The 25,677-nt window shown below is 59.3% G+C and carries 24 protein-coding genes; 5 read left to right on the top strand and 19 right to left on the bottom strand.

Annotation, left to right across the window (positions count from 1 at the left end; translation table 11 throughout):
• From ACTG4B_RS13070 to ACTG4B_RS13055, 4 genes are all read left to right on the top strand, one after another.
• The coding region (locus ACTG4B_RS13070; protein WP_439156142.1) for a class I tRNA ligase family protein at positions 1-1,161 on the top strand (1,161 nt) is incomplete at its 5' end.
• Between the two features lie 277 nt (positions 1,162-1,438).
• Positions 1,439-2,047 (top strand): rhodanese-like domain-containing protein, encoded by a 609-nt coding sequence (locus ACTG4B_RS13065; RefSeq protein ID WP_439156141.1) that lies wholly within the window; start codon positions 1,439-1,441, stop codon positions 2,045-2,047.
• A 21-nt stretch (positions 2,048-2,068) separates the two neighbouring features.
• Positions 2,069-2,596 carry a hypothetical protein gene (locus ACTG4B_RS13060; RefSeq protein WP_439156140.1) on the top strand — a complete coding sequence of 176 codons (528 nt, stop codon included), beginning with the start codon at positions 2,069-2,071 and terminating at the stop codon, positions 2,594-2,596.
• 70 nt (positions 2,597-2,666) lie between these two features.
• Complete coding sequence (locus ACTG4B_RS13055) at positions 2,667-2,849, top strand: hypothetical protein (protein ID WP_439156139.1); 183 nt, start codon at positions 2,667-2,669, stop codon at positions 2,847-2,849.
• Between the two features lie 86 nt (positions 2,850-2,935).
• Here ACTG4B_RS13055 and ACTG4B_RS13050 read toward each other — a convergent pair whose 3' ends face one another.
• The 15 genes from ACTG4B_RS13050 to ftsW form a co-directional block, all read right to left on the bottom strand.
• Positions 2,936-4,624 carry a chloride channel protein gene (locus ACTG4B_RS13050; protein ID WP_439156138.1) on the bottom strand — a complete coding sequence of 563 codons (1,689 nt, stop codon included), beginning with the start codon at positions 4,622-4,624 and terminating at the stop codon, positions 2,936-2,938.
• Between the two features lie 799 nt (positions 4,625-5,423).
• On the bottom strand, positions 5,424-7,073 hold the full coding sequence (recN, locus tag ACTG4B_RS13045) for a DNA repair protein RecN (protein WP_439156137.1): 1,650 nt from the start codon (positions 7,071-7,073) through the stop codon (positions 5,424-5,426).
• Positions 7,074-7,108: 35 nt separating this feature from the next.
• A complete protein-coding gene (locus ACTG4B_RS13040; RefSeq protein ID WP_439156136.1) occupies positions 7,109-7,957 on the bottom strand; it encodes an outer membrane protein assembly factor BamD in 849 nt (282 codons plus the stop codon).
• A gap of 133 nt (positions 7,958-8,090) precedes the next feature.
• Positions 8,091-9,008: a UDP-3-O-acyl-N-acetylglucosamine deacetylase gene (gene lpxC, locus ACTG4B_RS13035; RefSeq protein ID WP_439156135.1), complete on the bottom strand. Its 918-nt coding sequence runs from the start codon at positions 9,006-9,008 to the stop codon at positions 8,091-8,093.
• Positions 9,009-9,217: 209 nt separating this feature from the next.
• Entirely contained in the window at positions 9,218-10,801 is a 1,584-nt protein-coding gene (ftsZ, locus tag ACTG4B_RS13030; protein WP_439156134.1) for a cell division protein FtsZ, read from the bottom strand.
• A gap of 177 nt (positions 10,802-10,978) precedes the next feature.
• Complete coding sequence (gene ftsA / locus ACTG4B_RS13025; RefSeq protein WP_439156133.1) at positions 10,979-12,313, bottom strand: cell division protein FtsA; 1,335 nt, start codon at positions 12,311-12,313, stop codon at positions 10,979-10,981.
• Positions 12,313-13,209, bottom strand: coding sequence for a cell division protein FtsQ/DivIB (locus ACTG4B_RS13020; RefSeq protein ID WP_439156132.1), 897 nt, complete (start codon positions 13,207-13,209; stop codon positions 12,313-12,315). The genes ftsA and ACTG4B_RS13020 overlap by 1 nt, the downstream gene beginning before the upstream one ends.
• Positions 13,197-14,111, bottom strand: coding sequence for a D-alanine--D-alanine ligase (locus ACTG4B_RS13015; protein WP_439156131.1), 915 nt, complete (start codon positions 14,109-14,111; stop codon positions 13,197-13,199). Before ACTG4B_RS13015 ends, ACTG4B_RS13020 begins: the two co-directional genes overlap by 13 nt.
• Positions 14,112-14,191: 80 nt before the next feature.
• The gene (gene murB / locus ACTG4B_RS13010; protein ID WP_439156130.1) at positions 14,192-15,130 is read right to left on the bottom strand and encodes a UDP-N-acetylmuramate dehydrogenase; all 939 of its coding nucleotides are present in this window, start codon (positions 15,128-15,130) and stop codon (positions 14,192-14,194) included.
• A 79-nt stretch (positions 15,131-15,209) separates the two neighbouring features.
• The gene (locus ACTG4B_RS13005) at positions 15,210-15,497 is read right to left on the bottom strand and encodes a UDP-N-acetylmuramate--alanine ligase (RefSeq protein ID WP_439156129.1); all 288 of its coding nucleotides are present in this window, start codon (positions 15,495-15,497) and stop codon (positions 15,210-15,212) included.
• Positions 15,497-15,760 (bottom strand): DUF2484 family protein, encoded by a 264-nt coding sequence (locus ACTG4B_RS13000; protein WP_439156128.1) that lies wholly within the window; start codon positions 15,758-15,760, stop codon positions 15,497-15,499. Before ACTG4B_RS13000 ends, ACTG4B_RS13005 begins: the two co-directional genes overlap by 1 nt.
• Positions 15,757-16,011 (bottom strand): DUF2484 family protein, encoded by a 255-nt coding sequence (locus ACTG4B_RS12995; RefSeq protein ID WP_439156127.1) that lies wholly within the window; start codon positions 16,009-16,011, stop codon positions 15,757-15,759. Before ACTG4B_RS12995 ends, ACTG4B_RS13000 begins: the two co-directional genes overlap by 4 nt.
• On the bottom strand, positions 16,008-17,405 hold the full coding sequence (gene murC / locus ACTG4B_RS12990; protein ID WP_439156143.1) for a UDP-N-acetylmuramate--L-alanine ligase: 1,398 nt from the start codon (positions 17,403-17,405) through the stop codon (positions 16,008-16,010). Before murC ends, ACTG4B_RS12995 begins: the two co-directional genes overlap by 4 nt.
• Positions 17,406-17,422: 17 nt before the next feature.
• Positions 17,423-18,520 carry a UDP-N-acetylglucosamine--N-acetylmuramyl-(pentapeptide) pyrophosphoryl-undecaprenol N-acetylglucosamine transferase gene (locus ACTG4B_RS12985; RefSeq protein WP_439156126.1) on the bottom strand — a complete coding sequence of 366 codons (1,098 nt, stop codon included), beginning with the start codon at positions 18,518-18,520 and terminating at the stop codon, positions 17,423-17,425.
• The gene (gene ftsW, locus ACTG4B_RS12980) at positions 18,517-19,686 is read right to left on the bottom strand and encodes a putative lipid II flippase FtsW (RefSeq protein WP_439156125.1); all 1,170 of its coding nucleotides are present in this window, start codon (positions 19,684-19,686) and stop codon (positions 18,517-18,519) included. The genes ACTG4B_RS12985 and ftsW overlap by 4 nt, the downstream gene beginning before the upstream one ends.
• A gap of 188 nt (positions 19,687-19,874) precedes the next feature.
• On the opposite strand from ftsW, the gene ACTG4B_RS12975 reads away from it, so the two are divergent.
• Complete coding sequence (locus ACTG4B_RS12975) at positions 19,875-21,056, top strand: NAD(P)/FAD-dependent oxidoreductase (protein ID WP_439156124.1); 1,182 nt, start codon at positions 19,875-19,877, stop codon at positions 21,054-21,056.
• A 743-nt stretch (positions 21,057-21,799) separates the two neighbouring features.
• Here ACTG4B_RS12975 and ACTG4B_RS12970 read toward each other — a convergent pair.
• The 4 genes from ACTG4B_RS12970 to yecR all read right to left on the bottom strand — a co-directional run bounded on the left by ACTG4B_RS12970 (position 21,800) and on the right by yecR (position 25,588).
• On the bottom strand, positions 21,800-23,236 hold the full coding sequence (locus ACTG4B_RS12970; RefSeq protein WP_439156123.1) for a methyl-accepting chemotaxis protein: 1,437 nt from the start codon (positions 23,234-23,236) through the stop codon (positions 21,800-21,802).
• Between the two features lie 86 nt (positions 23,237-23,322).
• Positions 23,323-24,729 (bottom strand): UDP-N-acetylmuramoyl-L-alanine--D-glutamate ligase, encoded by a 1,407-nt coding sequence (murD, locus tag ACTG4B_RS12965; protein WP_439156122.1) that lies wholly within the window; start codon positions 24,727-24,729, stop codon positions 23,323-23,325.
• Positions 24,730-24,817: 88 nt separating this feature from the next.
• Positions 24,818-25,021, bottom strand: coding sequence for a CTP synthetase (locus ACTG4B_RS12960; protein WP_439156121.1), 204 nt, complete (start codon positions 25,019-25,021; stop codon positions 24,818-24,820).
• A gap of 252 nt (positions 25,022-25,273) precedes the next feature.
• Positions 25,274-25,588 (bottom strand): YecR family lipoprotein, encoded by a 315-nt coding sequence (gene yecR / locus ACTG4B_RS12955; protein WP_439156120.1) that lies wholly within the window; start codon positions 25,586-25,588, stop codon positions 25,274-25,276.
• Positions 25,589-25,677 lie beyond the last annotated feature (89 nt).

Here is a 25,677-nt window from a genome sequence, read left to right as displayed (position 1 = left end):
GCACGCATGATGATGATGTCCGAGGCGATCATGGACCGCGAACCGTTCCACACGGTCTACCTGCACCAGCTTGTCCGCGACGCCAAGGGCGAAAAGATGTCCAAGACCAAGGGCAACGTCATCGACCCGCTGGATATGATCGACCTTTACGGCGCCGACGCGCTGCGGTTTTCCAACGCGCAGATGGCAGCGCTCGGCGGCGTGCTGAAAATCAGCGAGGACCGGATCAAGGGCTATCGCAATTTTGGCACGAAACTGTGGAACGCCTTCAGTTTTGCCGAACACTACGAGATCCCCTACCCCGGCGATGCCGTCATGCCGCAAGCGACGCAGACCCTGAACAAATGGATCATTGGCGAGACGGCGAAGGTGCGCGAGGACGTGGACGCGGCACTAGACTCCTACCGTTTCAACGACGCCGCGAACGCGCTCTATGCGTTCACATGGGGCAAGGTCTGCGACTGGTATCTGGAATTTTCCAAACCCATCCTGCAAGGCAACGACGCGACCGCAAGGCTTGAGACCGAACAGACCCTGCGCTGGGTGCTGGACCAATGCCTGATCCTGCTGCACCCGATCATGCCGTTCATCACCGAAGAGCTATGGGGCCTGGCCGACAGCCGCGCCAAGATGCTGGCCCACGCCGACTGGCCTACATACACACGCGATCTGGTGGATGCAGATGCCGACCGCGAAATGAACTGGGTGATCGACCTGATCGATAACACGCGGTCCGCCCGCGCACAGGCGCACGTTCCGGCCGGGGCCAAGGTGCCGCTGGTCGTCATGGGTCTGGATGCGCGCGGACAGGCCGCATGGGACACCAACCATGTGCTGATCCAGCGCCTTGCCCGCATCGACAGCCTGACCCATGTGGATGAATTCCCCAAAGGCTGCGTCACAATCCCGATGGAAGGCGGCACATTCGGTCTGCCGCTCGCCGATCTGATCGACGTACCCGAAGAAATCGCGCGCCTGGAAAAGACACTGCAAAAGCTGGGCAAGGAATTGGGTGGCCTGCGCGGGCGGCTCAACAACCCTAATTTCGTGGCTTCGGCCCCCGACGATGTGGTGGCCGAAGCCCGCGAAAACCTCGGCTTGCGCGAAAACGAAGAGGCGCAATTACAGGCCGCCATCGCCCGTCTGCGCGAACTGGGCTAGGCCCGTCTTGCCGGATGTAGCGGCGTGTAATCATGCCTGCCGCTACATCCGGTCCAGTCGACAAGACATGATCTGTTATTGACACCAAATTGCCTTTCTTGCGCCTTAGCGTTGCGCGACGCTTTACCCTAAGTTGAATGGGATATCGACTGATATCCAGAGGTGACAACAAGATAGGTGTCAAGAAATGTCTCCGACAAATACCCAATACAATCCCACAAAATCAAAGGCATTTCGGTTAAGACAAGGGCTTGGAAATGTCCTTGTGGCATGCGGCATGATATTCCTGACAATCGCGCCAGCAAGCGCGCAGGATGTGTTCATTTCACCGGATCTGCCTTACGTCGAATTTGACACGGGACGCGAATTCATTGTGATCGAACGTGATCAGGATCCCGAAGCACGAATTCCCGATTTCTTTACCATGACGTCCCGGCAGTGTCCGCCGTTCTGTATCCAACCGATGTCTGGTGGCGAAGGCGTCACGACGGTTGGTGAACTTGAAGTGCTTGAATTCATGCAAGAACAGGTCACCAACGGCACCGGTGTGATCATTGATGCCCGGCTGAGCGAATGGTACCAGCGTGGCACGATTCCAGGCGCAATCAACCTGTCCTTTACCATGTTCGAAAACCCGGAAGAGAACCCGTTTCTGGTCCCCGTGCTACAGGCCTTGGGCGGGCTGCAATCAGATGTAGGCGTTTGGGATCTTTCCAACGCCCGCGAACTTGTCATATTCTGTAACGGCCAGTGGTGCGGACAATCGCATCGGGCGATTGAAAACTTGATGAGCATTGGCTATCCCGGCGACAAGATCCGGTATTATCGGGGTGGCATGCAGGGATGGCTTACGGTCGGGTTGACCGTAGAAATCCCATCACAATAAGGACAGAGGAGAACAGCAGCCATGCTGAAAACCGCTCCACGCCTTGCGGCCATCCTGGGATTGGTGCTTGCACCTCAGGTCACCTTGGCTGCGGCAGACCATGTCATTACTCAGGTCGGTCTGACGAAAGCGCCCGCTTACCTGATTGATCTGGACACCTTGACCGCTCAGGATAAGCGCCGGTTGGATTTCTATGCTGGCAAGATCATCACCGGCATCAGTGAAATCAGCGCGCTTGAATTGACCGGCGACCGGGCGACCATCAAGCGAAAGGTTGACGAGGCACGCAATCTGGCCACCCGTTTCAGCCATTCATCCCAGGATCTGGGGCTGACCGCAGAGGAAGCACGCCGTTACTTTCTTGGCCAGTTCGTCAGCAGATACACGGGCCGCCTGCCCGATGCGATGATGGGCGAAACAGGGAATTTTGACCTGAACGCGCTTTTTGCTGTCACCGACGATCCATCACAGCCCGGCACTGCGGTAACAGGCGGCTATGTTGATCTGCTGCGTGACGAGGACATCGGCGGCATCGGCGTGACGGACTGATTGCATAAACACAGGTGACGCCGGACAAACTTGCACTACACTCTCACGCAGAGGGCGGGAAAGTCATAGAATGTCCTACCAACCAAAAGGCCGGGTCGAAAATTATACGGGCGCATTTCTTGCGACGTCTTGGTTCATAGTCTTCATGGCGCTTTGGACGGTCGCTGCGGTTATGGGCTTTTTGTGGGTCATTCTGATGTCTTATGCGCTCGACCTGCTGTTCAGATGGATGGGCCGCCGCAACCGGCATTAACGCAATCAGGCTGCCCGTGATCTGCCGCAGGATCGCATGGGTGTGCGGTGGGCTGCCCCCCGTCTTGCCGAAATTGACGGTCGGAATCAGGAATGTTCCTCGGCTGCGGTTTCGGCCAATGCACGGTTCATCGCCTTGAGCGCGTCAACCTGAAACAGCGCACCCCACAATTCCGGCGGGCTGTCTTCCCCACCCAACGTAACGACCGGCACGAATGGCTGGCCTGATTGTTCGAACATCGGCATCGCTTGTTCAAGCGTTGCGTTTCCGTCGATATAAACCCCATCGCGGATCAGTTCCCAGCAGTTTTCCTCGGGGGCCGCACGAGGAGTATCTTTGGGCCTCATGATGTTCGCCACCTTGAATGTGGACAGCAGATACGCTTGCGGCCCGGCCGCAAGGTGCACGCCTCGCCGTTCCAACTGGGTCAGAAAGAACGACCGATCCACCAGTCGTGATGACAATGCCGTCGAAAGTGACACAGACACCATGACGGCCAGCCCGGTTTGCCAGTCACCCGTCAGCTCGAATACGATCAGGGTGGTTGATATCGGCGCGCCCAAGACGGCAGCCGCAACAGCCCCCATGCCCGCCAGCGCATAAAGCGTCCCCTCGCCCGATACGTTCGGAAAGATCGCGGTTGCGATGAGACCAAAAGCCAGCCCTGTCAACGCCCCCACCATCAGCGATGGCGAAAAGACCCCGCCCCCCATGCGTCCGCCCATCGTGATGGCCACGGCGATAACCTTGAGGATGACAAAAACGACCGCTTCGTGAAAGAGCAGGCTACCGGTCAGCGCGGCAGATGTCGTTTCATAGCCGACGCCGATGATATGCGGCCACCAGATTGCAAGCGCCCCCAACATTGCGCCCGCGACCGCAGGGCGCAGATAGCGTGGCAGACCGGTGAGATCTTGAAGATAGCTTGCCACATTCTCGGCCCAAAAGACCGCTTTCATCAGAATGACCGCAACCAGCCCGCACATTAATCCCAACAACAGGAACGCGGGCAGTTCGACATAAAAAGCCAGCGCATTCTGTCCCGGCAGGACAAATTCGGTCACATCGCCAAACGCAAGCCGGTTGATCACGGTGCCCGCAACAGATGCAATCACGATCGGCGCAAAGGCATGAACCGCAAAATGCCGCAAGATTACCTCGAGCGCGAACAGCGCCCCGGCAATCGGCGCGTTAAAGCTGGCTGAAACGGCAGCCGCAACAGCACACCCCAAAAGATCGCGCCCCGTGATCCCGTTTGCCTTGATCAGCCGGCAAACACCCGTTGAAATCACGGCCGCCAAATGCACGACGGGCCCTTCCCGCCCGCTGGATCCACCTGTGGACAGCGTGATCAGTGACGCAAGCGCCGACGCAAGGCCGCGCCTGACCTCGACCCGCCCTTCGTAGAGAGCGGCGCTTTCGATCACATCGGCAACCGACCGGACGCGACCATCGTCCGTGCCACGGTGCAGGATGAGCCCAACAACCAGCCCGCCGCAAATCGGAATGAGCAAGATCTGATACCACACAAGGCCGGCGGCAAAACTGGCCAGCCGGGCCGGATCGTCCGTGCCATAGAGCGTTGATTGAATCGCAGTGATCCCCAGCCGAAACAGCAGCGCCGCCGTTCCTGCCGCAATTCCGATGGCAAGTGCGATGAACCAGAACTGTATCTGGCTGGGACCGCGCGTTTTCATGACACGCAGCACATTACCGCAAGCGGCCCGCATCTCTGATGCGCCCTGTCCAATCATGGATTTCAACGGTTTGCTCATCAGTAAGGCCCTTGTTGCCAACTGTCAGCGGCTCACCAACGGTCATTGCCAAAATCGGCTGACATGAAAAACGACCTGCCAAAAGGCAAACGCACCGTCAGTTCTAGAAGATCAGCCGCCGCTGTCCAAGTCCGCTTTTAAAGAATCTGGTTCGGGGGCATCCAAACCGGATGTGACGCATTGATCACCGCTGAAAAGTGGGGAAATCCGGTGCGCGGCGCGGCCCGGCCCACAAGCCCCAACGGGCGGCGGGGTGATTCAGTCCAGCGCAAGTCAGGCTGAAATCCACAACCTTTGCGATATTTTGCCCGTGAAATGGCATTGACAGGCGCCGCGTCGAAACGGCCGCGATATCAAGTGGCAGATATCCGGAATTGAAGAGCAATCTCTTAATTCACCCATTATTGTTGCGAAATCCGCAAAAACAGGGCAAGTCACTGACTTCTCAACGCTTTAAGCACGCATTTCCCTCTGCCACTTTGGGTTGTAGGTCAGAAATACTGACATACTTTGGTACAGGTTGATTCAAATGTATCGCGACTGGTAATTATTGACCGTCAAGGTAGCGATATCTTGAGGGTGTAACGAGTAACCGGGACTGGCATCGTGTCAATGATGATGCTCCCATTGTTACGGATCGGGTTTTTTTGCTAACCCGGTCCTTTCAGACACTAAGTGCGCGATGGATGTGAGTGGCCAAAGCGTGCAGGAAATAGTGAGTGGGTTCGGTAACGTGTGAGTATCGGAGGTGATGTGAGCCTATGCAGTCTGCTCTGCACGGGTTTGCGTCGCCTCCTTTTTATTGCTTGATCAACTCTTTGGCCGCTTCGCGTGCCGCATCCGTAATTGTGTCGCCCGACAGCATTCGGGCAATTTCGTCGACTCTTTCGGCGTGACCAAGCGCCATAACGGTTGAAAGCGTGACATCGGTGTCCTGGTGCTTTTGCACGCGCCAATGATGCCCGCCAAGGGCGGCGACCTGCGGGGAATGGGTCACGACCAGTACCTGCCCGTCCTGGGCCAGGGTTTTCAGCCTGCGCCCCACTGCATCCGCCGTGGCGCCCCCAACCCCCCGATCTATTTCGTCGAAAATCATCGTCAGCCCGCTTGTGGACTGGGTCAGGCATACCTTGAGCGCAAGTAGGAACCGGCTGAGTTCGCCACCTGATGCGATCTTGTTCAACGGCCCGGACGGGGCGCCAGGATTCGTGGCAACGGTAAATGCCACCGCATCACGGCCTTCGGGGCCCGCGTCTCCTGGGTGGATCGTCGTCGCAAAAACTGCCCGCTCCATTTTCAGCGGGGCCAGTTCTGCGGCCATTGCAGCATCCAACGCCCCCGCCGCCGCCTGTCGTTGCTCCGAAAGGCTGTCAGCGGCGGCATCATATTGCAACTGCGCTGCATCCAGATCGGACTGCAAATTTTGCAGATCGTCCGCCCCCGCATCCAGCACTGCCAACCGCGCCCGCAAGTCATCGGCAAAACCACCCAGATCGTCAGCTAGAACCCCATGTTTGCGGGCCAGCCCCCGAATTGCAAACAGACGTTCTTCGATGTCTTCAAGATCAGACGCATTGAAAGCCAGCGCATCAAGGCAAGTCGCAACCCCCTGCTGCGCGTCATCCAGTGCGAGCATGACCTGTTCAAGTGCCGCAAGCGGCGCGTCCAACTGCCCTTCGGCTTGGTCCGCCGCACCTTGCAGCCAGCGTGACGCGTCATTGACCAACCCTTCGGCCCCGTTCAGGCCCAGCGCCTCGCCTGCCTTGCCAATATCAGAGCGAATGCGGGCGGCCGCCTGCATCAGGCGGCGTTGCGTGTCTAACGTGGCCTCTTCCCCGGGTTCGGGGCCCAGCGCATCCAGTTCGGCGACGGCGTGGCGCAAATACTCTTCTTCGCTGCGCACCTCTGCGATCCGGGCCTCTGCCCGGGTCAATGCAGTGCGTGTGTCATGCAATCTGCGCCAAGCCGCACGGGTTTTTGCCAAAGCGGCATCGGCATTCGCATAACTGTCAAGCATTTGCCTGTGCCCGCGCGGGTTCAAAAGGCCGCGATCATCATGCTGGCCGTGCAATTCCACCAGTGTCTCTGACAACGCGCGCAAGACTTCACCGCTCACGCGGCGATCATTCACCCAAGCGGTCTTGCGGCCATCACGGGTGTTGACGCGACGCAGAATCAAATCATCTTCCGGCGTGATCCCGGCCTCGGCCAAGATGGCATGGGCGGGGTGCCCTTGCGGCAGATCGAACCACGCCGTTACTTCCCCTTGATCAGCGCCCTGGCGCACCAGTTCCGCACGTCCCCGCCACCCAAGAACAAAGCCCAAGGCATCCAGCAAAATGGATTTGCCTGCGCCGGTTTCACCCGTCAGCACATTCAGACCCGGCTGGAACACAAGTTCCAGCCGTTCGATGATCAGCATATCGCGGATGTCCAGACCCCGTAGCATATTAGACCTGCCCGCCGGGTTTCATAGCGCCTTGATCAGAGCCATTCACCGCGCACCACCTGCCGGTAAATCGATGCCAGCCAATTATCGCCCGCCGCATCTGCAGCAAGACCCTGTCCCGTCAGCAAGGCATAGCTGGACTGATACCACTCGCTGGACCGATAGTTGTACCCAAGGATTGCCCCGGCGGTCTGCGCCTCTTCGACCAACCCCAACGACAGGTAGCATTCCACCAGACGATGCAGCGCCTCTGCCGTATGGGTGGTCGTCTGGAAATCCTCGACCACGATTCGGAACCGGTTCGCAGCGGCCCCATAGTGCCCGCGCTTCAGATAATACCGCCCGATCTCCATCTCTTTGGCGGCCAAATGGTCAAAGGCCAGATCGAATTTCAGCTTTGCTGTGCGTGCGTATTGACTGTCGGGAAACCGTTCAAAGACATTGCGCAATGCACCCAGCGCCTGAATGGTCAGGCCCTGATCGCGCCCCACTTCGTCGATTTGATCGTAATAGGACAGCGCAACAAGATAGGCAGCATAGGCCGCGTCTTGCTCGGCTGGATAAAAATCCAGATACCGCTGCGCCGCTGCCCGGCTGTTAGGGTAATCCTGATCCCGGTGATAGGCGAAGGCCTGCATGATCAGCGCGCGTTGCGCAAATTCGGAATAGGGATAAAGGCGCTCGATCTCGCCAAATGTCAGGGCGGCATCGTCGGGCTGGCCCTGTTCAATCTGCCTTTCACCCCGCTCAAAGATCTGTTGCGCGGTCAGGCTTTCCATATCGACAGAATCGCCTGCCCCGGCGCAGGCCGTCATCAAAGCAAAAGCCAAGACAGCGCACCAGCGCGCAGGTCGGTGGGCTTTGATGTCATGACTGCCCAACATGATTGATGTCCCCACAGGTGATGCTTGCTTGACGGGCCAGTGACCCACGTTCAGGTCATTCATCTAGCATAGAAAAATCGGGGGCAAAATGCCTTTTGCGATCTGGCACGATCAAGTGTCTGCACAAGGGCGTTCAGGCGACGGCGTGCAGGTCAGCAACACTGACACCAACGCCGGGCAACCGGGCGGCAACAGTCGCATCGCAATTCACCCAACACCATGCGTCAGGCTGATCAAACAGGGCATGCAACAAGCGGTTCGTCATCGCGTGACCGGCCCGGACACCGGTGTAGCGCCCAAGAATAGGCGCGCCGGCCGTGTAAAGATCACCCAGTGCATCCAGCATCTTGTGGCGCACCGCCTCGTCTGCGTGGCGCAGCCCGCCGGGTGTCAGCACCTGATCGCCGTCAAACACCACTGCGTTGTCGAATGTGCCACCCAGCGCCAGCCCGTTGGCGCGCATTGCATCAACATCGGCCGCGCGGCAAAACGTACGGCTGTCGCACAGTTCACGCACAAAGCTGCCGTTGGCCATATTCAGCACCTTGTGCTGCCGCCCGATGGCTGGCTCGGAAAAATCGATCCTGAAATCAATTTGCAGGCTTGTCGCAGGTGTCAGGCGGGCCACCGAAGCACCTTCCGATACGCATACTTCACGAAGAATCTCAATGGCGCGGAGTGGTGCAGAATGCCGGGTCAGACCGGCCTCGACGATGCCGCGCACAAAGGTCGCAGCACTGCCGTCCAGGATCGGCACCTCTGGTCCATCAATGTCGATCAGCGCGTTATGCACACCGCAGCCCGCCAGCGCCGCCATCAGATGCTCGATGGTCGAAACGGTCACGCCCGCCGGATCTGTCAGCCGGGTGTTCAGCGGCGACACGACCACATGATCCCACCGTGCGGGCAACAAGGGCTTGTCGGCCAGATCCACGCGCCGAAATACAATCCCGCGTGCAGCAGGCGCGGGGCGCAACACGACACGCGCGGCCGCACCGGAATGCAGGCCGACACCATCGAAGGTCACGTTTGTTTTCAGCGTGGTTTGCACGCGGGGGCACCCCTTTGGGTCAGTTATATTGACTGACATCGGATTAAGCTGCCCGCCACAAAGTCTCAACTCACTCTTTACGACGGTCTGAAACATGCCGGGGCGACAAAGCGACAAGATCAGGGCGGGACCATTAACACCGTGATCCAAAACGAAAAGGCCGCCCTTGGGCGGCCCTTTTTAGTATAGCTGCACCGTGCAGAGTACGCTCAGTTCGCCTGACGGCGCAAGAAAGCCGGAATCTCGACGCGTTCCTGATCTTCTTCCGCTTCTTCGTCTTGCCGCAGCGCCGTGACCTGTGGCTGGTGGCGCGAAGGCTGCTGCGTGCTGGTCTCTGACTGGGCCCCCGTCATACGGTTAATAAGCGAATTTATGCCGAAACGGGATTTTTCGGTTTCAGCTGGTGCTTGCGCGCGCGCGCCTGACTGGTCAGCCGGCTTGGGCATCCGGCTGACAGCCGCTTGCAAACGGGCCATCGCCTCGGGGGTTGGTGTGCCCGGTGCCGATGACGGGCGGGGTGCGACGAAACTGTCGGCTTCGGTCATCGCAGGGGATGGACGCGATGGATAAGCCGGAGGCGGAAGATCATCTGCGGCACGGGTTGGCTTCGGCTCTGCCTCGACCTCACGACGTGGCACAAAGGCTGCAGGCTCTTCGGGCTTGGCAGTGCTGAAATCCTCGAACAAGTTGCGTTCTTCCGGGGCACGTGCCGCGGTTGCAGGCGCTTCGACCTGCGGTTTTTCGACTGGCGCTTCCTCGGCAGAGACCGATTGAGCCAGCGGCGCCGCCATCTGGCGGCGGGGGCGCGGGGTGTCTGCACTGCTAATCGCAACATCAATGCCCGTCGCAACGACAGATACCCGCATCCGGCCTTCCATGGCGGTATCCAGCGTGGACCCCACGATGATGTTGGCCTCTGGATCGACCTTTTCGCGGATCTTGTTCGCGGCCTCGTCCAGTTCGAACAGTGTCAGGTCATAACCGCCGGTGATGTTGATCAGCACACCCTTCGCGCCTTCAAGACTGATTTCATCCAGCAGGGGATTCGCAATCGCCTTTTCGGCTGCCTGAATGGCGCGGTTTTCGCCCTCGGCCTCGCCGGTGCCCATCATCGCCTTGCCCATTTCATCCATCACGGACCGGACATCAGCGAAATCAAGGTTGATCAGGCCGGGGCGCACCATCAGGTCAGTCACGCCCTTGACGCCCTGATAAAGCACATCGTCGGCCAGCGCGAAGGCTTCGGTAAATGTGGTGTTTTCATTGGCCAGACGGAACAGGTTCTGGTTGGGAATGATGATTAGCGTATCGACAACCTTTTGCAGGGCTTCGATCCCCGCATCGGCCTGCTTCATGCGCTTGCCGCCCTCAAACTGGAAAGGTTTGGTCACGACACCGACCGTCAGAACGCCCAGTTCGCGGGCGGCCTGCGCGATGATCGGCGCGGCGCCGGTGCCGGTGCCACCCCCCATGCCAGCGGTGATGAAACACATATGCGCACCGGCCAGATGATCGACGATCTGTTCAATGCTTTCCTCGGCTGCGGCGGCGCCGACGCTTGCGCGGGCACCCGCACCCAGACCTTCGGTGACCTTGAGGCCCATCTGGATTTTTGCCTCGGCCTGCGACTGTTGCAGGGCTTGCGCATCGGTGTTGGCGACAACGAATTCGACACCATCCAGCGCCTTTTCGATCATATTGTTGACCGCGTTACCACCTGCACCGCCAACGCCAAAAACGGTGATGCGTGGCTTCAATTCGTCGTGCCCCGGAAGGGAAAGATTTAATGTCATAACATGATCCGCCTGTTTATTTTCGCGCCCATCCCAGCGAACGCTGCCTGCTTTATGCTGTCGATCGTAACCGAGTGATGCGGAAAGGTCACGACAAAAACATAAAAACGCCACCAAATATGGACAAATTTTCGCGTCATACCGCCTGATATCCACCAATCGGCAAGATGTTGCGCATCACCAGTTATCCTTGAACCATTTCACGGCCCGCTTCAGTGATCTTGCGGGGTATCTGTCGGCTGGAATTTCGAAATCCCACCATTCGTCCTGCGGGTTCGCCGCGAACAGCGTCAAGCCGACAGCGGACGAAAACGCGGGCCCGATCGCCGCTTGCGGCAGGCCTTGCACCCGCAACGGGCGGCCTAGCCGCACTTGCTGGCCCAATATCTTGCTGGCCAGTCCGTCAAGTCCGGGGATCTGGCTGCCGCCCCCCGTCAACACGATCTGCTGGCTTGGCAAATGCTCGAATCCGGCGGCATCCAGTCGGGCGCGCACTTCTTCCAGGATTTCTTCGACGCGCGGACGGATGATACCGATCAGTTCGGCGCGGCTGACGGTCCGGCGATCATGTTCCCAATCACCCGTGTCGCCGCCAATGCCGATCATTTCGCGGTCGTCCATGCCGGTGGCAACGACGCCACCATAGAATGTCTTGATCCGTTCAGCGGTCGCCGTGGGAATTTGCAGCCCCATGGAAATATCAGATGTCACGTGATCCCCACCCATGCGCACCGCGTCGGTATAGATCATGTGTTTTTTCATAAAGACGGAAATGCCGGTGGACCCGCCGCCAAGGTCGATACAGGCCGCCCCCAGTTCCTGTTCGTCCTCGACCAGCGATGACATGCCCGAAACATAAGCAGAGGACGCCAGACCGGCCAGTTCCAGATCACACCGCTTGATGCAATAGAACAGGTTCTGGATCGCGGTCGCATCCACCGTCAACATGTGCATGTCAGTCGTCAGACGGTTGCCGATCTGCCCGCGTGGATCCGCCAGACCAGATCGGTGATCCAATGCGAAATTCACCGGCTGGGCGTGCAGCACCTCGCGACCGGCGCCATAATCGGGCACATCGCAATTCGCCATGACCTGGCTGATGTCCTGTTCGGTCACCATGCCGCCCGCCACATCCAGCGATCCATCAAGGCCGTAAGACCGGGGGCGAGCGCCCGACAGGCAGGCGATCACGTGATCGACACGCACATTCGCCATCTTCTGTGCGGCCTGCACCGCTGTGCGTATGGCGCGTTCGGTTTCCTGCATCGCCTCGACTTCGCCAAAGCGGACACCCCGTGACCGGGTTGTTGCAGCACCAATCACCCGAAACTGCGATTGCCCTGCCATGGACCCCACGCCATCTACGTTGCGAATGCGTTCCGGCCCATCGAACCGCAGCACAAGGCAGGCAATTTTCGATGTGCCCACATCCAGAATGGCCACCACGCCGCGCTGCATCGCGGCCTTGCGCATCTGGCGCATCGCGCGCTGGCTGTCGTAAAGATCGCCCATCAGTTTCCTGCCCCAATTGTTGTTGTTTCATTTGCCCGGCGCAACGCTGCTGCCGCTTCTTCGTTCATGCGCAGGGTCGGGCGGATGGCGTTGCGCATATCCACAATCGCCACATCCCGTTCCAGCATGTCCTGTGCCGCATTCAGCGCGATAACGCGGTCAAGCGCGGCGGCGGCGGCTTCGGCGGGCAACATGATCCGCTGTTCGCGATCCAAAATGATGTCCCAGCGCCGCTGCCCGATCCGTACCAGCCCGCGCACCCGGTCGCGCAGTGGTCCCGTGCGTGCATACAGCGACAGGGCCTCGTCTATCTTTTGTTCGGCGCCGTCTCCGGCGATCAGCGGCAGATCGGGGCGGTCACCGCGCGATGCAACCGTTCCCGCCCGCACGCCCGCCGCATCGATCAAGCGCAGCGTCTGGCTATCGCGCCACAAGGCGGCGGGCAAACGCGGCGTAATCGCAACTTCCAGCGCGCCCGCCTGCCCCACGCGGACACTGGCCGATCTGACCGGTTCGAGCGCCTCAATCGTTTGCCGCATCGCCTCAAGATCCAGATCAAAAGAGGACACCGGAAATTCCATTGGCAAAAGCCCTGCGACAGCTGTCCGCAAGGCGGAATCGCCCCCAGTCAGCGCCATCGACTGCACCATGAATTGCGGACGCTCCTGAAAACCCTGTTTCGCCTGTGTGATCTGCGTATCCAGCAAGGCGCGGCTTTCCGGCTTGGACAGCCATGAGCCCGCAAGAACGGCAATCAGGATCAGCGGCACGCCAACCCGCACGAATACCCGGAAACCCGGCGTCAGCATCAACCGCTGATAGCGATAGCCCAGCTTTGATGGTGCTGGATCACGTGGTGCAGCAACCGGTCTGCGCGGGGCGGTCACCTGTCGCATGATGCATCCTCGACCAGCCAGCGACAGAAATCGGGAAAGCTGATCCCGACATGCGCCGCCTGTTCCGGCGCAAGCGATGTGGGCGTCATCCCCGGCTGCGTATTCGTTTCCAGCAGGATCAGACCATCCACACCACGGGTTTCATCCAAGCGAAAATCGGTGCGGCTGATACCGCGACACCCCAGCACCCGATGCGCGCGCAGCGCGTAGTCCATACAGGCATCAAAGATCTGTGCAGGGATTTCGGCAGGCAGCACATGGCGTGACCCGCCAGGTTTGTATTTGGCGTCATAATCATACCAGCCATCGGTCAGGATATCCGTCACCGTCAGCGCCCGGTCGCCCATCACGGTGGTGGTCAGCTCGCGCCCCGGCGCAAACGCCTCGACCATGACCTGATCGGGCATGTCGACGGCGAGTTGTGGCGGACCGTTGGCATCATCATGCACGATATATATGCCGACGCTGGATCCTTCGTTGTTGGGTTTGACCACATAGGGCGGTGCCATGACATGCGTCAGGCGCACATCATCGGCGGCAGCAATCACGCTGCTGACAACGGGCAGCCCGGCGGCACGATAGATTTCCTTGGTGCGCTGCTTGTCCAGCGTCAGCGCAGAGGCAAGAATGCCCGAATGTGTGTAGGGAATACGCAGCCATTCCAGCACACCCTGGATGGCACCGTCTTCGCCCCAGCGGCCATGCAATGCATTGAATACAACGTCAGGCGCGATCTCCAGCAGACGTGCGGCCACGTCGGGGCCTGCATCGACCTCGATCACGTCACATCCACTGTCCCGCAAAGCCGCTGCGCATTCACGGCCCGACGAAAGCGATACCTCGCGCTCAGCCGATGGGCCGCCCATCAATACAACAACTTTCGGGTTTGCCCTGCTCGACATACCCTTACCGCCTCGAACGCGGGTCATTTTGACCCGTCAATTATGTGGTCCTTGCCCGGGACCTTGGCCATTTTGACCTGTTATTTCGCGGTGTCGTCGCCCGTTCGTTTGCCGACCCGCATAATTTCCCAGTGTAGCGTAATGCCTTGTGACGCGTAAACCTTTTTCCGCACCAGTTCACCCAAATCTTCCAGATCAGCAGCACTGGCCCCGCCCGCATTGGTCAGGAAATTCGAATGTTTGGTGTTCATGATAGCGCCTCCCAGCATCGCACCGCGCATGCCGGCGTTATCAATCACCTTCCACGCCTTCAGATCATGGGTGTCGTCGGCGCGCCCGGTCGATGAATACCCCGCCGGATTGCGAAAGGTCGATCCGGCCGTGCGGTCACGCGTCGGTTGCGTTTCATCACGCTTGGCCAGTTGTTCGGTCATTCGGTGGACAAGCGCCGCCGGATCATCCCCGCGTGGCGCGAAACGGGCAGCAACGATCACCGACGCCTCTGGCAAAACACTGCTGCGATAGGCCAGGTGCAGATCATCCGGCGTCAGTTCTGTGATGGAGCCGTCACGCTGCACCACCGTCACGGATGCCAACACATCTTCCACATAGGTGCCATAGCATCCCGCGTTCATCCGCACCGCCCCCCCGATCGTGCCGGGAATGGTGCGCAGGAACGTCAGGTCCAACCCGGCATCCGCAGCCTTGCGGGCTACATGGGCATCAAGTGCGGCTGCACCGGCGGACACCGCGCCGTCCGCTATGCTGATCGCGTTAAACCCCCGCCCCAGCCGGATCACCACACCGCTGATACCGCCATCACGCACGATCAGGTTGCTGCCGACACCCATCGGGAAAACCGGTACAACAGGGTCAAGTGCCGCAAGAAAGCCGGACAGATCGTCGATATCGGCAGGTTGAAACAACACCTCGGCCGGGCCGCCAACGCGCATCCACGTCAGATCTGCCAGCGGGCGCTGTATCGTCAAGGTGCCGCGCACGGGCGGCAGAGTGAACATCACTTGGTCCTGCACGGTCTTGTTCCCTTACCTGTTCTGCGCGCAATTCCAAAAAACGCGCCCCGTGTAAAGCCGCCAATCACCCCCGACGATCATCCCGCCGCCGCAGCAACCACCCCAGCATCGCCCCTGCCAAGCCGCCCAAAAGTGCGGGAAACACCCACAAAAGCGAAAGATCCATCGCAAGCAAAGGATCAATGCCAAAGGGGCGCCCAGTGGCATAGATCAGGATCGTCAGACAGGCCCCGAGAACCGACAGGACGCTAAGTGCCCGGCCGAACGCGCCCGCCCGCACCCAGCGCAGCAGCAGCGCAAAGGCGGTCAATGCGCAACCGGCCATAATTGCCAAGATCCCCAAACCGGCCATCAGCGCGCCATCTGCCGCCTGATCCAGCGCAACAGATAGACCAGCGGCCAGCGCAGAAACGACCCCGCCGCGATCAGCCCCAGCAGCCCATACCAGATGCCGCCCGTCCATGTGACCCAAACCAGCAGTGGTGCGCCAATCGCCATCAAGACATATGCGCGACGCCAGTGATTGTCAGTCGAAGGAATCACCGCCATCACAAAGGCCAGCAGCACCCACAGACAGATACCGGCCAGTTGCGGATCTGACCAAAGCGCGTTCATTCTGGAATTTCCGGCCGTTCACCCCGCGCCCGGCGGTAGAGATAAATCAACGGATTCCGGAACATGGACGCAAAGGCCAGCAGGCCAAGCACCCCAAAGAACCAGCCGTAATCATACCCGATCCAGATAATCAGGAAAGGCGCAGCCACAAGCAGCGTGACGCCCGGTTTGTATTGGTGCCGCATCGGCAAAAGCGCCGTGGCGGTGGCGGCGATGACCCAAAGACAACCGATGACGGCAGAGAGGGTCACTTGGTCAACCGCTCGGGCAATCCGTTTGCCCAGGTGCTGATCGTGCCAGCGCCCAGACACACCACCATATCCCCAGGACGGGCCTGTTCGCGGACCAGCCGTTCAAGATCATCTTCAGACGTTACGGCCCTTGCGTGGCGGTGGCCGTGACGTATCAATCCGGCGACCAGATCGTCGCGTGTGGCACCAGGGATGGGATCTTCACCTGCGGCGTAGACCTCGGCGATGCCAACCACATCAGCGTCGTTGAAGCAGGCGCAAAATTCGTCAAAATGATGCGACAGGCGCGAATAGCGGTGCGGCTGGTGGACGGCAATCACGCGGCCTTCGGTGGCTTGACGGGCGGCTTTCAGCACGGCGGCGATTTCGACCGGATGGTGGCCATAGTCGTCGATGACCGTCACACCGTTCACTTCACCGACTTTTGTGAACCGCCGGTTCACGCCGCCGAACTTTTTCAGCGCCGATCTGATCTCTTCCTTGTTCATGCCCAGATGGCGCGCGACAGCCACGGCGGACAGCGCGTTGGACACGTTGTGATCCCCCGGCATCGGCAACTCGCACCCCTCGATCATTGCGTCCTCGGCCTGAAGTGCGACGTCAAAATGCGCCACACCGGCCTTGTAGGTCAGGTTGACCGCACGCACATCGGCCTGCGTGTTCATGCCAAAAGTCACCACGCGGCGGTCGGTGATCTTGCCCACCAGCGCCTGAACTTCGGCATTATCGGTGCAGCAGACGGCCAGCCCATAGAACGGGATGTTGGAGACGAATTCATAAAACCCCTGCCGCAGGTTTTCGATGGTGCCCCAATGGTCCATATGTTCGGGGTCGATGTTGGTGACAATCGCAATCGTCGCGGGCAGGCGGTTGAAGGTGCCGTCGCTTTCGTCTGCCTCGACCACCATCCATTCGCCCTGCCCCATCCGGGCGTTCGATCCATAGGCATGGATGATCCCGCCATTGATCACGGTCGGGTCGATGCCGCCTTCGTCCAGCAGGGCCGCAACCATCGTCGTGGTCGTCGTCTTGCCGTGGGTGCCAGCAACAGCGACGTTGGATTTCAGGCGCATCAGTTCGGCCAGCATTTCGGCGCGGCGGACAACCGGCAGGCCTTGTGCGCGGGCCGCGTCCAGTTCCGGGTTGCCGGATTTGATCGCGGATGAAATCACGATCACGGCGGCACCTTCCAGGTTCTCTGCCCGCTGTCCCTCAAACACCACGGCGCCCAGTTTTTTCAATCGCTCGGTGATCCTGGTCGCTTTCAGGTCTGACCCCTGCACGCGGTAGCCGTGGTTCAGCAAGACCTCGGCGATGCCGGACATGCCGATGCCGCCGATGCCGACGAAATGGATCGGGCCCACATCTAGGGGCAGTTTCGTTGCTGCATTCATCACCGGGTTCCCATCCATCATTTGTCACGCCCCTCTGCCAGATTTTCCACCAATTGCACAAGCCGATCCGTCGCATCGGGTACCGCACAGGCCAGTGCCGCATGGGCCATATCCATCGCGCCCCTCTCATCCGACAGAACGGTTGCCATCTGTTGGGTCAGTGCCGCCACCTCGAACGTGCTTTCTGGCATCATGACCGCTGCCCCGGCTTCGACCAGCTGGCGGGCGTTTGCGGTCTGTTCGTCCCGGATCGCACTGGCCAGCGGCACCCAGATCGCCGGACGACCGATCACGCTCACATCCGCCACCGTCGATGCGCCGGACCTGGAAATCACCAGCTGCGCCTCGGCCATGCGCTGGGGCACGTCGGCAAAGAATGTCTGCACATCGGCGGTGATCAGCTCGCTTGCATAGTAATCCGCGACGCGATCCACATCCTCTGCGCGGGCCTGATGGCTGACGCGGACATTGCGGCGGATGGGTTCGGGTAAATTCGCGATCGCAGGCGGGACAATATCGGACAAGATGCGCGCACCCTGACTGCCACCCAGAACAAGCACCGACATCGGATAATCACCCGGCGGAATATACGGCGCGCCGTGCTTTTCCAAAATCACCGCACGCACCGGGTTGCCGGTGTGAAGGCCCTCTAGACCTTTCGGCAGGGCGGTGGGCCATGTGCCGCATGCCACCGCATCCACCCTGCGTGCAAAGAGTTGATTCACGCGCCCCAGAACGCCGTTTTGTTCATGGATCATCCGCGGGCGGCGCAAAAGCCAGGCAGCCGCCATCGCGGGAATCGCGGGATAGCCGCCAAAGCCAACCACAACGCTGGGCCGGTCACGCAGCATCCGCCAACTGGCCGCTACAATCCCCCCAAGTATACGAAAGGGCGCGGCCAGCTTTCCCAGTATGCCGCCACGGGCAAAGGTGGCGCTGCCAACCACCTGCACATCGACGGCATCCGGAAAACCGCCCGTATACCGCGCGCCGCGCGCATCGGTGGACAAACGCACACGCCAGCCTTTGTCCAGCATTGCCTCGGCCAACGCTTGTGCTGGGAACATGTGCCCGCCAGTGCCGCCTGCGGCAATGATCAACAAAGGCGCGGTCACCGGTTGGCCCGCCGCAACAGGATATCACCCATTTCACCTTGCGGGCGTGTGCGCGTCAGCGCCAGCAACATGCCCACGGCAATGCCCCCCGCAATCAAGGACGACCCCCCATAGCTGACGAACGGCAAGGTCATTCCCTTGGCGGGCAGCAGGCGCACGGCAACCCCCATGTTGATCATCGCCTGCACGCCGAACGCACAGGCAAGACCAGTGCCCGCAAGCCGGATGAACGGGTCACGTTCCTTCATCAGACGCAGTAGCGACCTGACCACAATAGTTGCATAAAGCGCGATGATCACCAGCACGCAGATCAGTCCGTATTCCTCGGCGGCAACGGCAATGATAAAATCGGTATGTGCATCAGGCAGTGACCATTTCACCTGCCCCTCGCCCACGCCAACACCGAAAAATCCGCCCTCGCGGATGGCGTTTGTGGCATAGCCAAGCTGGGTATTGGGGTCCACGTCAGGCGACAGGAACCCGTCGATCCTGCGGGCGAAATGTTCCGAATTGGAATAGGCGATGGTGCCTGCGAAAACCACTAACCCCGCCAGCACGATCAACAAAAGCATCGGCGCACCGGCCACGAAATACATCACCCCCCAGGCAAACAGGATCAATGCCGCCTGCCCGAAATCGGGCTGCATCGCCAGCATTAGCACGATGACCATGGTCAGAACGAACGACCACATCTTGCCCGGCGGCCCGCCCAACTGCTGTGACGCCGCCATCAGCCATGCCGTCATGACAATGAAACCGGGTTTCAGAAACTCGGATGGTTGCAGGGATGCAAACCCCAGCGAATACCACCGGGTCGCCCCTTTGCCAAAATCGGTGCCCAGCACAGGCAACATGGCCAGCGCAGCAAAAGCCGCCAGAAACCCCAAAACAGCCAACCGCCGGATCAATGTGGGCGACATCATCGACATGATGAACATCACCACCATAGCCATCCCGCCAAAGACCGCCTGCCGGGTCACATAGTGAAACGGCTCCAGACCGTTCTTGGCCGCAAGCGGTGGCGATGACGCAAGGCCCAGCAGCAAGCCGATCCCGAACAGGACCAGAATGCAGCACATCGTCCACTTGTCGATTGTCCGCCACCACCGTGGAAGAACCGGGTCACCGGATTGAACCGGGACCGTCCCATAGACCATTTCCGTCATGGATCACCGCCATACTGCCTCAACCGCCCGTTTTCCGGGTCTAAATTTACCTTAACCGGCATCGGCGCATGATTCCACTGAAAATCAGTGCCCCACCCATCGCTTCTTTGTCGGATAAATATCCCCGCCGGAGGCATCTGACGTCAGCATCTCTTGCACCGGACCGCATTCCGCGCCACATCAGCCCCATGAATGTTGAAACCCTGATCATCGGCGCCGGTGCAGCGGGCATGATGGCAGCCGCCCATGCCGGGCCCGGCGTGCTGGTTGTTGATCACGCCAAAGCGCCAGGCGAAAAGATCCGCATCTCGGGCGGCGGGCGGTGCAATTTCACGAACCTGCATGCAAGTCCGGCAAATTTCATCAGCCAGAACAAGCATTTCTGCAAATCCGCCTTGGGGCGGTATACCCAATGGGATTTCATCAGCCTTGTGGACCGGCACCGCATCGCATGGCATGAAAAAACGCTTGGGCAACTGTTCTGCGATACCTCCGCGCGTGATGTCACCGCAATGCTGCGGGGGGAAATGGACAGGGCGGGCGCTGCGCTTTGGCTGCAGGCCGAAGTAGGTGACATCAACCACGATGGTCGCAATTTCCATGTGTCCATTACGCATGATGGTGCCCGCAAAAGTGTTCAAGCCAGCAACCTCGTCGTCGCATCGGGTGGTAAATCAATTCCGAAAATGGGTGCAACCGGGCTTGGTTACCGGATCGCAGAGCAATTCGGCATCCCTGTGATCGCTCCCCGCCCCGGGCTTGTTCCGCTTACATTTTCAGATGATCGGTTCAAGCCACTTGCCGGGGTCGCCGCACCGGCGCACGTCACCGCAGGCGGTACCGGTTTTGACGAAGCGATCCTGTTCACCCACCGTGGCCTGTCAGGTCCGGCCGTGCTGCAAGCCTCGTCCTACTGGCAGGACGGTGCGACGATAACCATTAACCTTAACCCCAATGGCACCCTTTACACCGTGCTTCGCGATCAGCGGCAAACTGCCGGTCGCAAGGCGCTTACGACTGTGTTGTCCCAACACCTGCCGACACGGTTGGTTGATCATCTTGCAGCACAGTTCCACCTGACCAGCAATCTCGCCGATCATGGCGATGCCGCGCTGCAAGACGTGTGCGGCAAACTTCAAGCCTGGACGCTGACACCAACAGGGTCCGAAGGATACCGCACGGCCGAAGTCACCCTTGGCGGCGTGGACACCAATGCGCTGTCGTCCAAGACGATGGGGGCCAAATCCGTCCCCGGCTTGTATTTCATCGGTGAATGCGTCGATGTGACCGGCTGGCTTGGGGGGTATAACTTTCAGTGGGCATGGTCATCAGGCTGGGCAGCAGGACAGGCGATTCAACAGAAAAGATGACAGATCGCGCAAGGCCGATGCTATTTTGCACGACTGACAAGATGGATACCTCGCGGCTGAGGCGCCGCAATGCGCCTGAACCGATGCTGTGGCTATCACGGCCAGAAAGACAGGGTTCATCAATGAGATACGCAAGTTTGGGTTTGCACTGGCAGAAGCTGTTTTTCAACTGCTTGGAAAAGAGGTGCAAGCAGGTGCTCTGTTGCCCATGTATCCCAAGGCAGCAAGGGTCGTTTTTCAAACGGTGTCCAAACCGCTGAACGGCCTGTAATTGCATTCGAACAAGACCCGATAGGGGACCAAATCACAGCCAATCCACCGGTTTGCTGGCTGCTGGGGATGCCAGACTTCAATCCAGGCCGAACGCCCTGCGTATGGCCGGGACAGACACCAAGTGCGATCATGGACTGTTCCACTGATGAAAACAGGGCGAAAATCCTTGTAAAAACCTTCCTTCCCAGGCCCGAGGACTGACTTTGTCATTTGCATGATCGCACATATCGCAAGAGAGCCCGCCCAAGGTTACGGTTCATGGCGGCACACATCATGTGAAGTCATTGCGTGCCGGCACCGCACCGCTTTGACCGTGGGAACAGAGTCGCACTCAAAGGGCGATGGATTTTAGAGGGCGTTTAGACTTCATCTTGCATCATTGGTCACCGCCCGTCTGTGAGAGGGCAAACGCCGTTTTTGATATTTGATCTTTTCTGCGGCTTGGTGTCCCAAGGTCAGGTCACATCGCGTCAGGCAACTGCGGATGCCGGCCACGACTGTCCTTCATCCACAAGAACAAACGCGTCAACCAATGCCGCGAGTGTGCGGGTGTCATGCTGCATTGACGCGATGGCGGCTGCGGTTTCTTCGGCCATGGCTGCATTGTGCTGGGTTACATTGTCCAACTGGGCGACGCCGCTGGCAATTTCGGCAAGGCCGGTGGCCTGTTCTTTTGACGCGTTGGTTACTTGCGACATCAGAACTGCGGCTCTATCGACATCGTTTACGATATTATTCAGCGCATCACCTGCCTGATCGGCCAGTTGTACACCGGTTTCGACCAAACTGGAACTATTCTGGATCAAACCTCCGATTTCCTTTGCTGACTCTGACGCCCGCTGTGCCAATCCACGCACTTCTGATGCAACAACGGCAAAGCCGCGCCCGGCCTCACCCGCGCGGGCGGCCTCGACCCCTGCGTTCAGCGCGAGCAAGTTGGTCTGAAAGGCGATATCGTCGATCAAGGTGATGATCTGCGATATCTGCGCCGAAGATGCTGCAATATCACGCATCATTGTCACACTTTCCTGCACGACCTTGTTACCGCGTTGCGCATTCTGCTGGGTCTGCGCGACAACTTGATCGGTTTCTGCCGTGGCGCTGACAGAGGTTCGAACATTGCCGTTGATTTCCTCGACAGCGGCGGCTGTCTGTTCGAGGGCCGCCGCCTGTGTCTCTGTCCGGCCAGACAGATCCTGCGCTGCGGCCGTCAGTTCCTGGGCGCGGCGGTCAAGCTCTTCGGTTGTCTCTTGAATAGTCTCAATCACCTCTTTCAATTCATCCATCAAGACATTGAAAGACGCGCGAATATCATCATAGCGGACAGGGAAATTACTGTGTGCTGGGTCCGGAATCGGATGCGACAGATCCTTGGCAGCTATCCGCGCGATGCCGTCCTTGATATGTTGAAAGGCGATGTTCTGCTCTTCCGCCTGCGCGGCGAAATACGCATCAATTACGAAATGCATGTCCAGTCCGAAGGCCCGCGTCAGGATCGGCAACGCCCGCCGGATACCGCCCGCCTGCGTCAGGCCCCGGACACCTTGGGTTTCTTTCAGCAGTAGCGTCTGGATGCGCGATGTCGCATGCGTGTAGCCGGAAAGATAGAGCAGGAACGGAAGCTGGATCTTGAAATGCACACGTCCGAGCCGATCAGCGGATGCCAGATATGCGTTGTCGAACTGACCTGTAAAAAGCAACTCCCAATGCCGTTTTTGTTCACGTCTGGCGTGATCCATCACCGCCCTTTGTGGGAAAAACCGCATTGTATCCGAGTCTGATGTCGCAAAATCGTAAAAGTGATCAAGAACCGTATCCATGATGGGCATGGCAAACGCGCCCGCATCTTTGACGCGGGCACGGTCAAGTCCGAATTTATTTAGAACCTGATCAATGTCTGTGGACATGGCAGCGATACCTTTTCAATCTGCTTGAAAGGCCTGACTATTGCGCAAGTGTGAAATTTCCGTTTCCAGAAGTGGCCCCGACAGGGTCAACCGGGCGACGCCACAGCGGCCACACAGGCCACAAAATCCGCACCGCGCTGTTCAAAGTTGTCGTATTGGTCAAATGATGCGGCCGCAGGCGCCAGCAACACCACCTCGCCGGGCTGTGCATCGGCGCTGGCGCGCGCGACGGCGACTTGCATCGTCGTGCAAACCTCTGCATCCGTGCCGGTCAACTGGCGGGCAAAACTTGCGGCCTCGCGCCCGATCACATAGGCCTTGGCGACACGGTCCAGATGCGGCAGCAGCGCATCCAGGCCACCGTCTTTCTGCAATCCTCCACAGATCCAGCGGACCTTTGGGAAGGCCTGCAAAGCCTTGGCCGCGCTATCGACATTGGTGGCCTTGCTGTCATTCACAAAGGTCACGCCTGCGCGTTCCGCAACCAGCTGGCTGCGGTGCGGCAGGCCGGGATAGCTGCGCATTGCAGTCTCAATCCCGCGCGGGCCAAGGCCCAGCGTCCGGCAGGCCGCATAGGCCGCGCATGCATTCTGGTGGTTGTGCATGCCGGGCAATCCCTTGATTGCACGCAGGTCAATCGCGCCGACCTGCTTGCCCTTGCGATATTCCGACAAGAACCCCTTACGGGCATAAACCGACCACCCCTCTCCTGACAGCTTTTGACCAGACGATATCCGGATCACACGGTCGTCTGCGGCCCCTTCGATCATCTGGTTGGCCAGATAGCGCCCTTCGGGCTCATCGACACCGATCACGGCGCGATCCGGCCCGCCTTCGGCGAACAGCCTGCGCTTGGCCGCGAAATAACCGCCCAATCCGGCGTGGCGGTCCAGATGATCCGGGGACAGGTTGGTGAACACCGCCACATCAGGGGTCAGCGCACGGGCCAGGTCAGTCTGGTAGGAAGATAGTTCCAGCACGACCACCCCGGCCTCTTGGGCGGGTGCGATATCCAGCACGCCGCGCCCGATATTTCCCGCCAGTTGCGCCGGGCGCCCGTTTTCGACCAGTATATGATGGATCAGCGCGGCTGTCGTCGATTTGCCATTCGATCCGGTGACCGCGATTACCCTTGGCGTCACATCGAACCCGTCCCAATCGGACGTTGCGAAAGACCGAAAAAACAGCCCGATATCATTGTCGACCGGCACGCCTGCATCCCATGCGGCGGCTATGGCGGGGTGCGGGGCGGGATAAAGATGCGGAATACCGGGGCTGACAATCAGGGCGGCAATATCGGCATAGGCTTGCGGCTGGGTCAGATCGCGCAGCGCCAGCCCCTCGGCCTGCGCAGCATCGCGGCCCGCCGGCCCGTCATCCCAGACCACCACATCGGCGCCGCCGGCCCGCAAAGCCGCCGCCGCCGCCCGGCCTGACCGGCCAAGCCCCAGCACGGCCACGCATTGGCCTGCATATCCTTGCACTGGAATCATCACGCTGCCCCTTTGGTGTTTGGGGGCAGAGTGCCGTTTGCACGGGTCACGCGCAAGGTATGGGGATCGGATCGGGGAAAGTTGCGGCTCAGGCGGCGCGGCGCGGTTTGTCAGAGCCTAGAATTGCACGCGCCACCAGATAAGACACCGGAACGGCCACGATGAATCCCAGAACGGCGGCGATGATGATGGGGCGTGTCGTGTCATAGCCCAAGACAAGGCTGGCGACGATAAACGACCCGGCAAGTGTGGTGCCGATGATGGCGAACAGCATGGCTGCAAGACGAAGCATGATTGGTCCCTCAAATGATGTTGGAGGGGTTATCGCAGGTTTTTGTGGGGGGTGTTTTGATTTGGGTCAAATCGTATGACTTGACTTCGCAGTCAATGCCGCGCCCGAACCGAGGGGCGGGAAGCGAAGCGCCCGCCCCGTGGGGGCGGTTCGGGCGCTGCCAAATCGGAGATTTGGCCTTTCTAGCGTGCAATTCTCGAACTTTAGTCCCTCAAATCTACAAAGAACTAAAATTGTAGCCAAGCATTTAATTCACCCCAAACACTGATAAGTCCGTGTAACTGTTGACTGTGTACAACCAAGATACGCATCGTAGACGTTGCAGGTAGTAGAGGTGCCTTCAAAAGCATCTGCACGTGAGTAGCCCCAAGCGCGACACCGCTGTGTTGCGCTAGATAGTGCAGCCTCCCAATTTGGAGTTACTGGCCGATACAAACCAGTTTGGTAGGACATTTCGACGGAAGCATCAGCCCGACTTCCTCCAGTTGCCACTGGGGATTCAACAACTGGCTCAGCGCAGGATGCCAATATAGCAAAACCGATTAATCCAACTATTTTACTTTTCATTCACATTCTCCTTAACGACAATACATATTGAAAGGGCTTTGTTGCACAAACCCGCTTGGGGACGTTCTTCTTCCCCTTACCCCTGACGG

This window comes from Yoonia sp., assembly GCF_965660735.1.
Classification (GTDB): Bacteria; Pseudomonadota; Alphaproteobacteria; order Rhodobacterales; family Rhodobacteraceae; genus Yoonia.
The sequence above is the reverse complement of the archived record's forward strand: the minus strand, read 5'-3'. Positions and strand labels throughout refer to the sequence as shown.

Bases quoted from the DNA above. Each gene is read 5' to 3' on its own strand.
- ACTG4B_RS13000 (WP_439156128.1), bottom strand. From the start codon at position 15,760: ATGAACGCGCTTTGGTCAGATCCGCAACTGGCCGGTATCTGTCTGTGG.
- murB (WP_439156130.1), bottom strand. From the start codon at position 15,130: ATGTTCACTCTGCCGCCCGTGCGCGGCACCTTGACGATACAGCGCCCG.
- ACTG4B_RS13015 (WP_439156131.1), bottom strand. From the start codon at position 14,111: ATGTCGAGCAGGGCAAACCCGAAAGTTGTTGTATTGATGGGCGGCCCA.
- ACTG4B_RS13005 (WP_439156129.1), bottom strand. From the start codon at position 15,497: ATGGCCGGTTTGGGGATCTTGGCAATTATGGCCGGTTGCGCATTGACC.
- ftsZ (WP_439156134.1), bottom strand. From the start codon at position 10,801: ATGACATTAAATCTTTCCCTTCCGGGGCACGACGAATTGAAGCCACGC.
- ACTG4B_RS12970 (WP_439156123.1), bottom strand. From the start codon at position 23,236: ATGTCCACAGACATTGATCAGGTTCTAAATAAATTCGGACTTGACCGT.
- yecR (WP_439156120.1), bottom strand. From the start codon at position 25,588: ATGAAAAGTAAAATAGTTGGATTAATCGGTTTTGCTATATTGGCATCC.
- ftsW (WP_439156125.1), bottom strand. From the start codon at position 19,686: ATGACGGAAATGGTCTATGGGACGGTCCCGGTTCAATCCGGTGACCCG.
- ACTG4B_RS12960 (WP_439156121.1), bottom strand. From the start codon at position 25,021: ATGCTTCGTCTTGCAGCCATGCTGTTCGCCATCATCGGCACCACACTT.
- murC (WP_439156143.1), bottom strand. From the start codon at position 17,405: ATGAATGCAGCAACGAAACTGCCCCTAGATGTGGGCCCGATCCATTTC.
- ACTG4B_RS13020 (WP_439156132.1), bottom strand. From the start codon at position 13,209: ATGCGACAGGTGACCGCCCCGCGCAGACCGGTTGCTGCACCACGTGAT.
- murD (WP_439156122.1), bottom strand. From the start codon at position 24,729: ATGATTCCAGTGCAAGGATATGCAGGCCAATGCGTGGCCGTGCTGGGG.
- recN (WP_439156137.1), bottom strand. From the start codon at position 7,073: ATGCTACGGGGTCTGGACATCCGCGATATGCTGATCATCGAACGGCTG.
- ACTG4B_RS13065 (WP_439156141.1), top strand. From the start codon at position 1,439: ATGATATTCCTGACAATCGCGCCAGCAAGCGCGCAGGATGTGTTCATT.
- ftsA (WP_439156133.1), bottom strand. From the start codon at position 12,313: ATGGGCGATCTTTACGACAGCCAGCGCGCGATGCGCCAGATGCGCAAG.
- ACTG4B_RS13060 (WP_439156140.1), top strand. From the start codon at position 2,069: ATGCTGAAAACCGCTCCACGCCTTGCGGCCATCCTGGGATTGGTGCTT.
- ACTG4B_RS13050 (WP_439156138.1), bottom strand. From the start codon at position 4,624: ATGAGCAAACCGTTGAAATCCATGATTGGACAGGGCGCATCAGAGATG.
- ACTG4B_RS12975 (WP_439156124.1), top strand. From the start codon at position 19,875: ATGAATGTTGAAACCCTGATCATCGGCGCCGGTGCAGCGGGCATGATG.
- ACTG4B_RS13040 (WP_439156136.1), bottom strand. From the start codon at position 7,957: ATGTTGGGCAGTCATGACATCAAAGCCCACCGACCTGCGCGCTGGTGC.
- ACTG4B_RS13055 (WP_439156139.1), top strand. From the start codon at position 2,667: ATGTCCTACCAACCAAAAGGCCGGGTCGAAAATTATACGGGCGCATTT.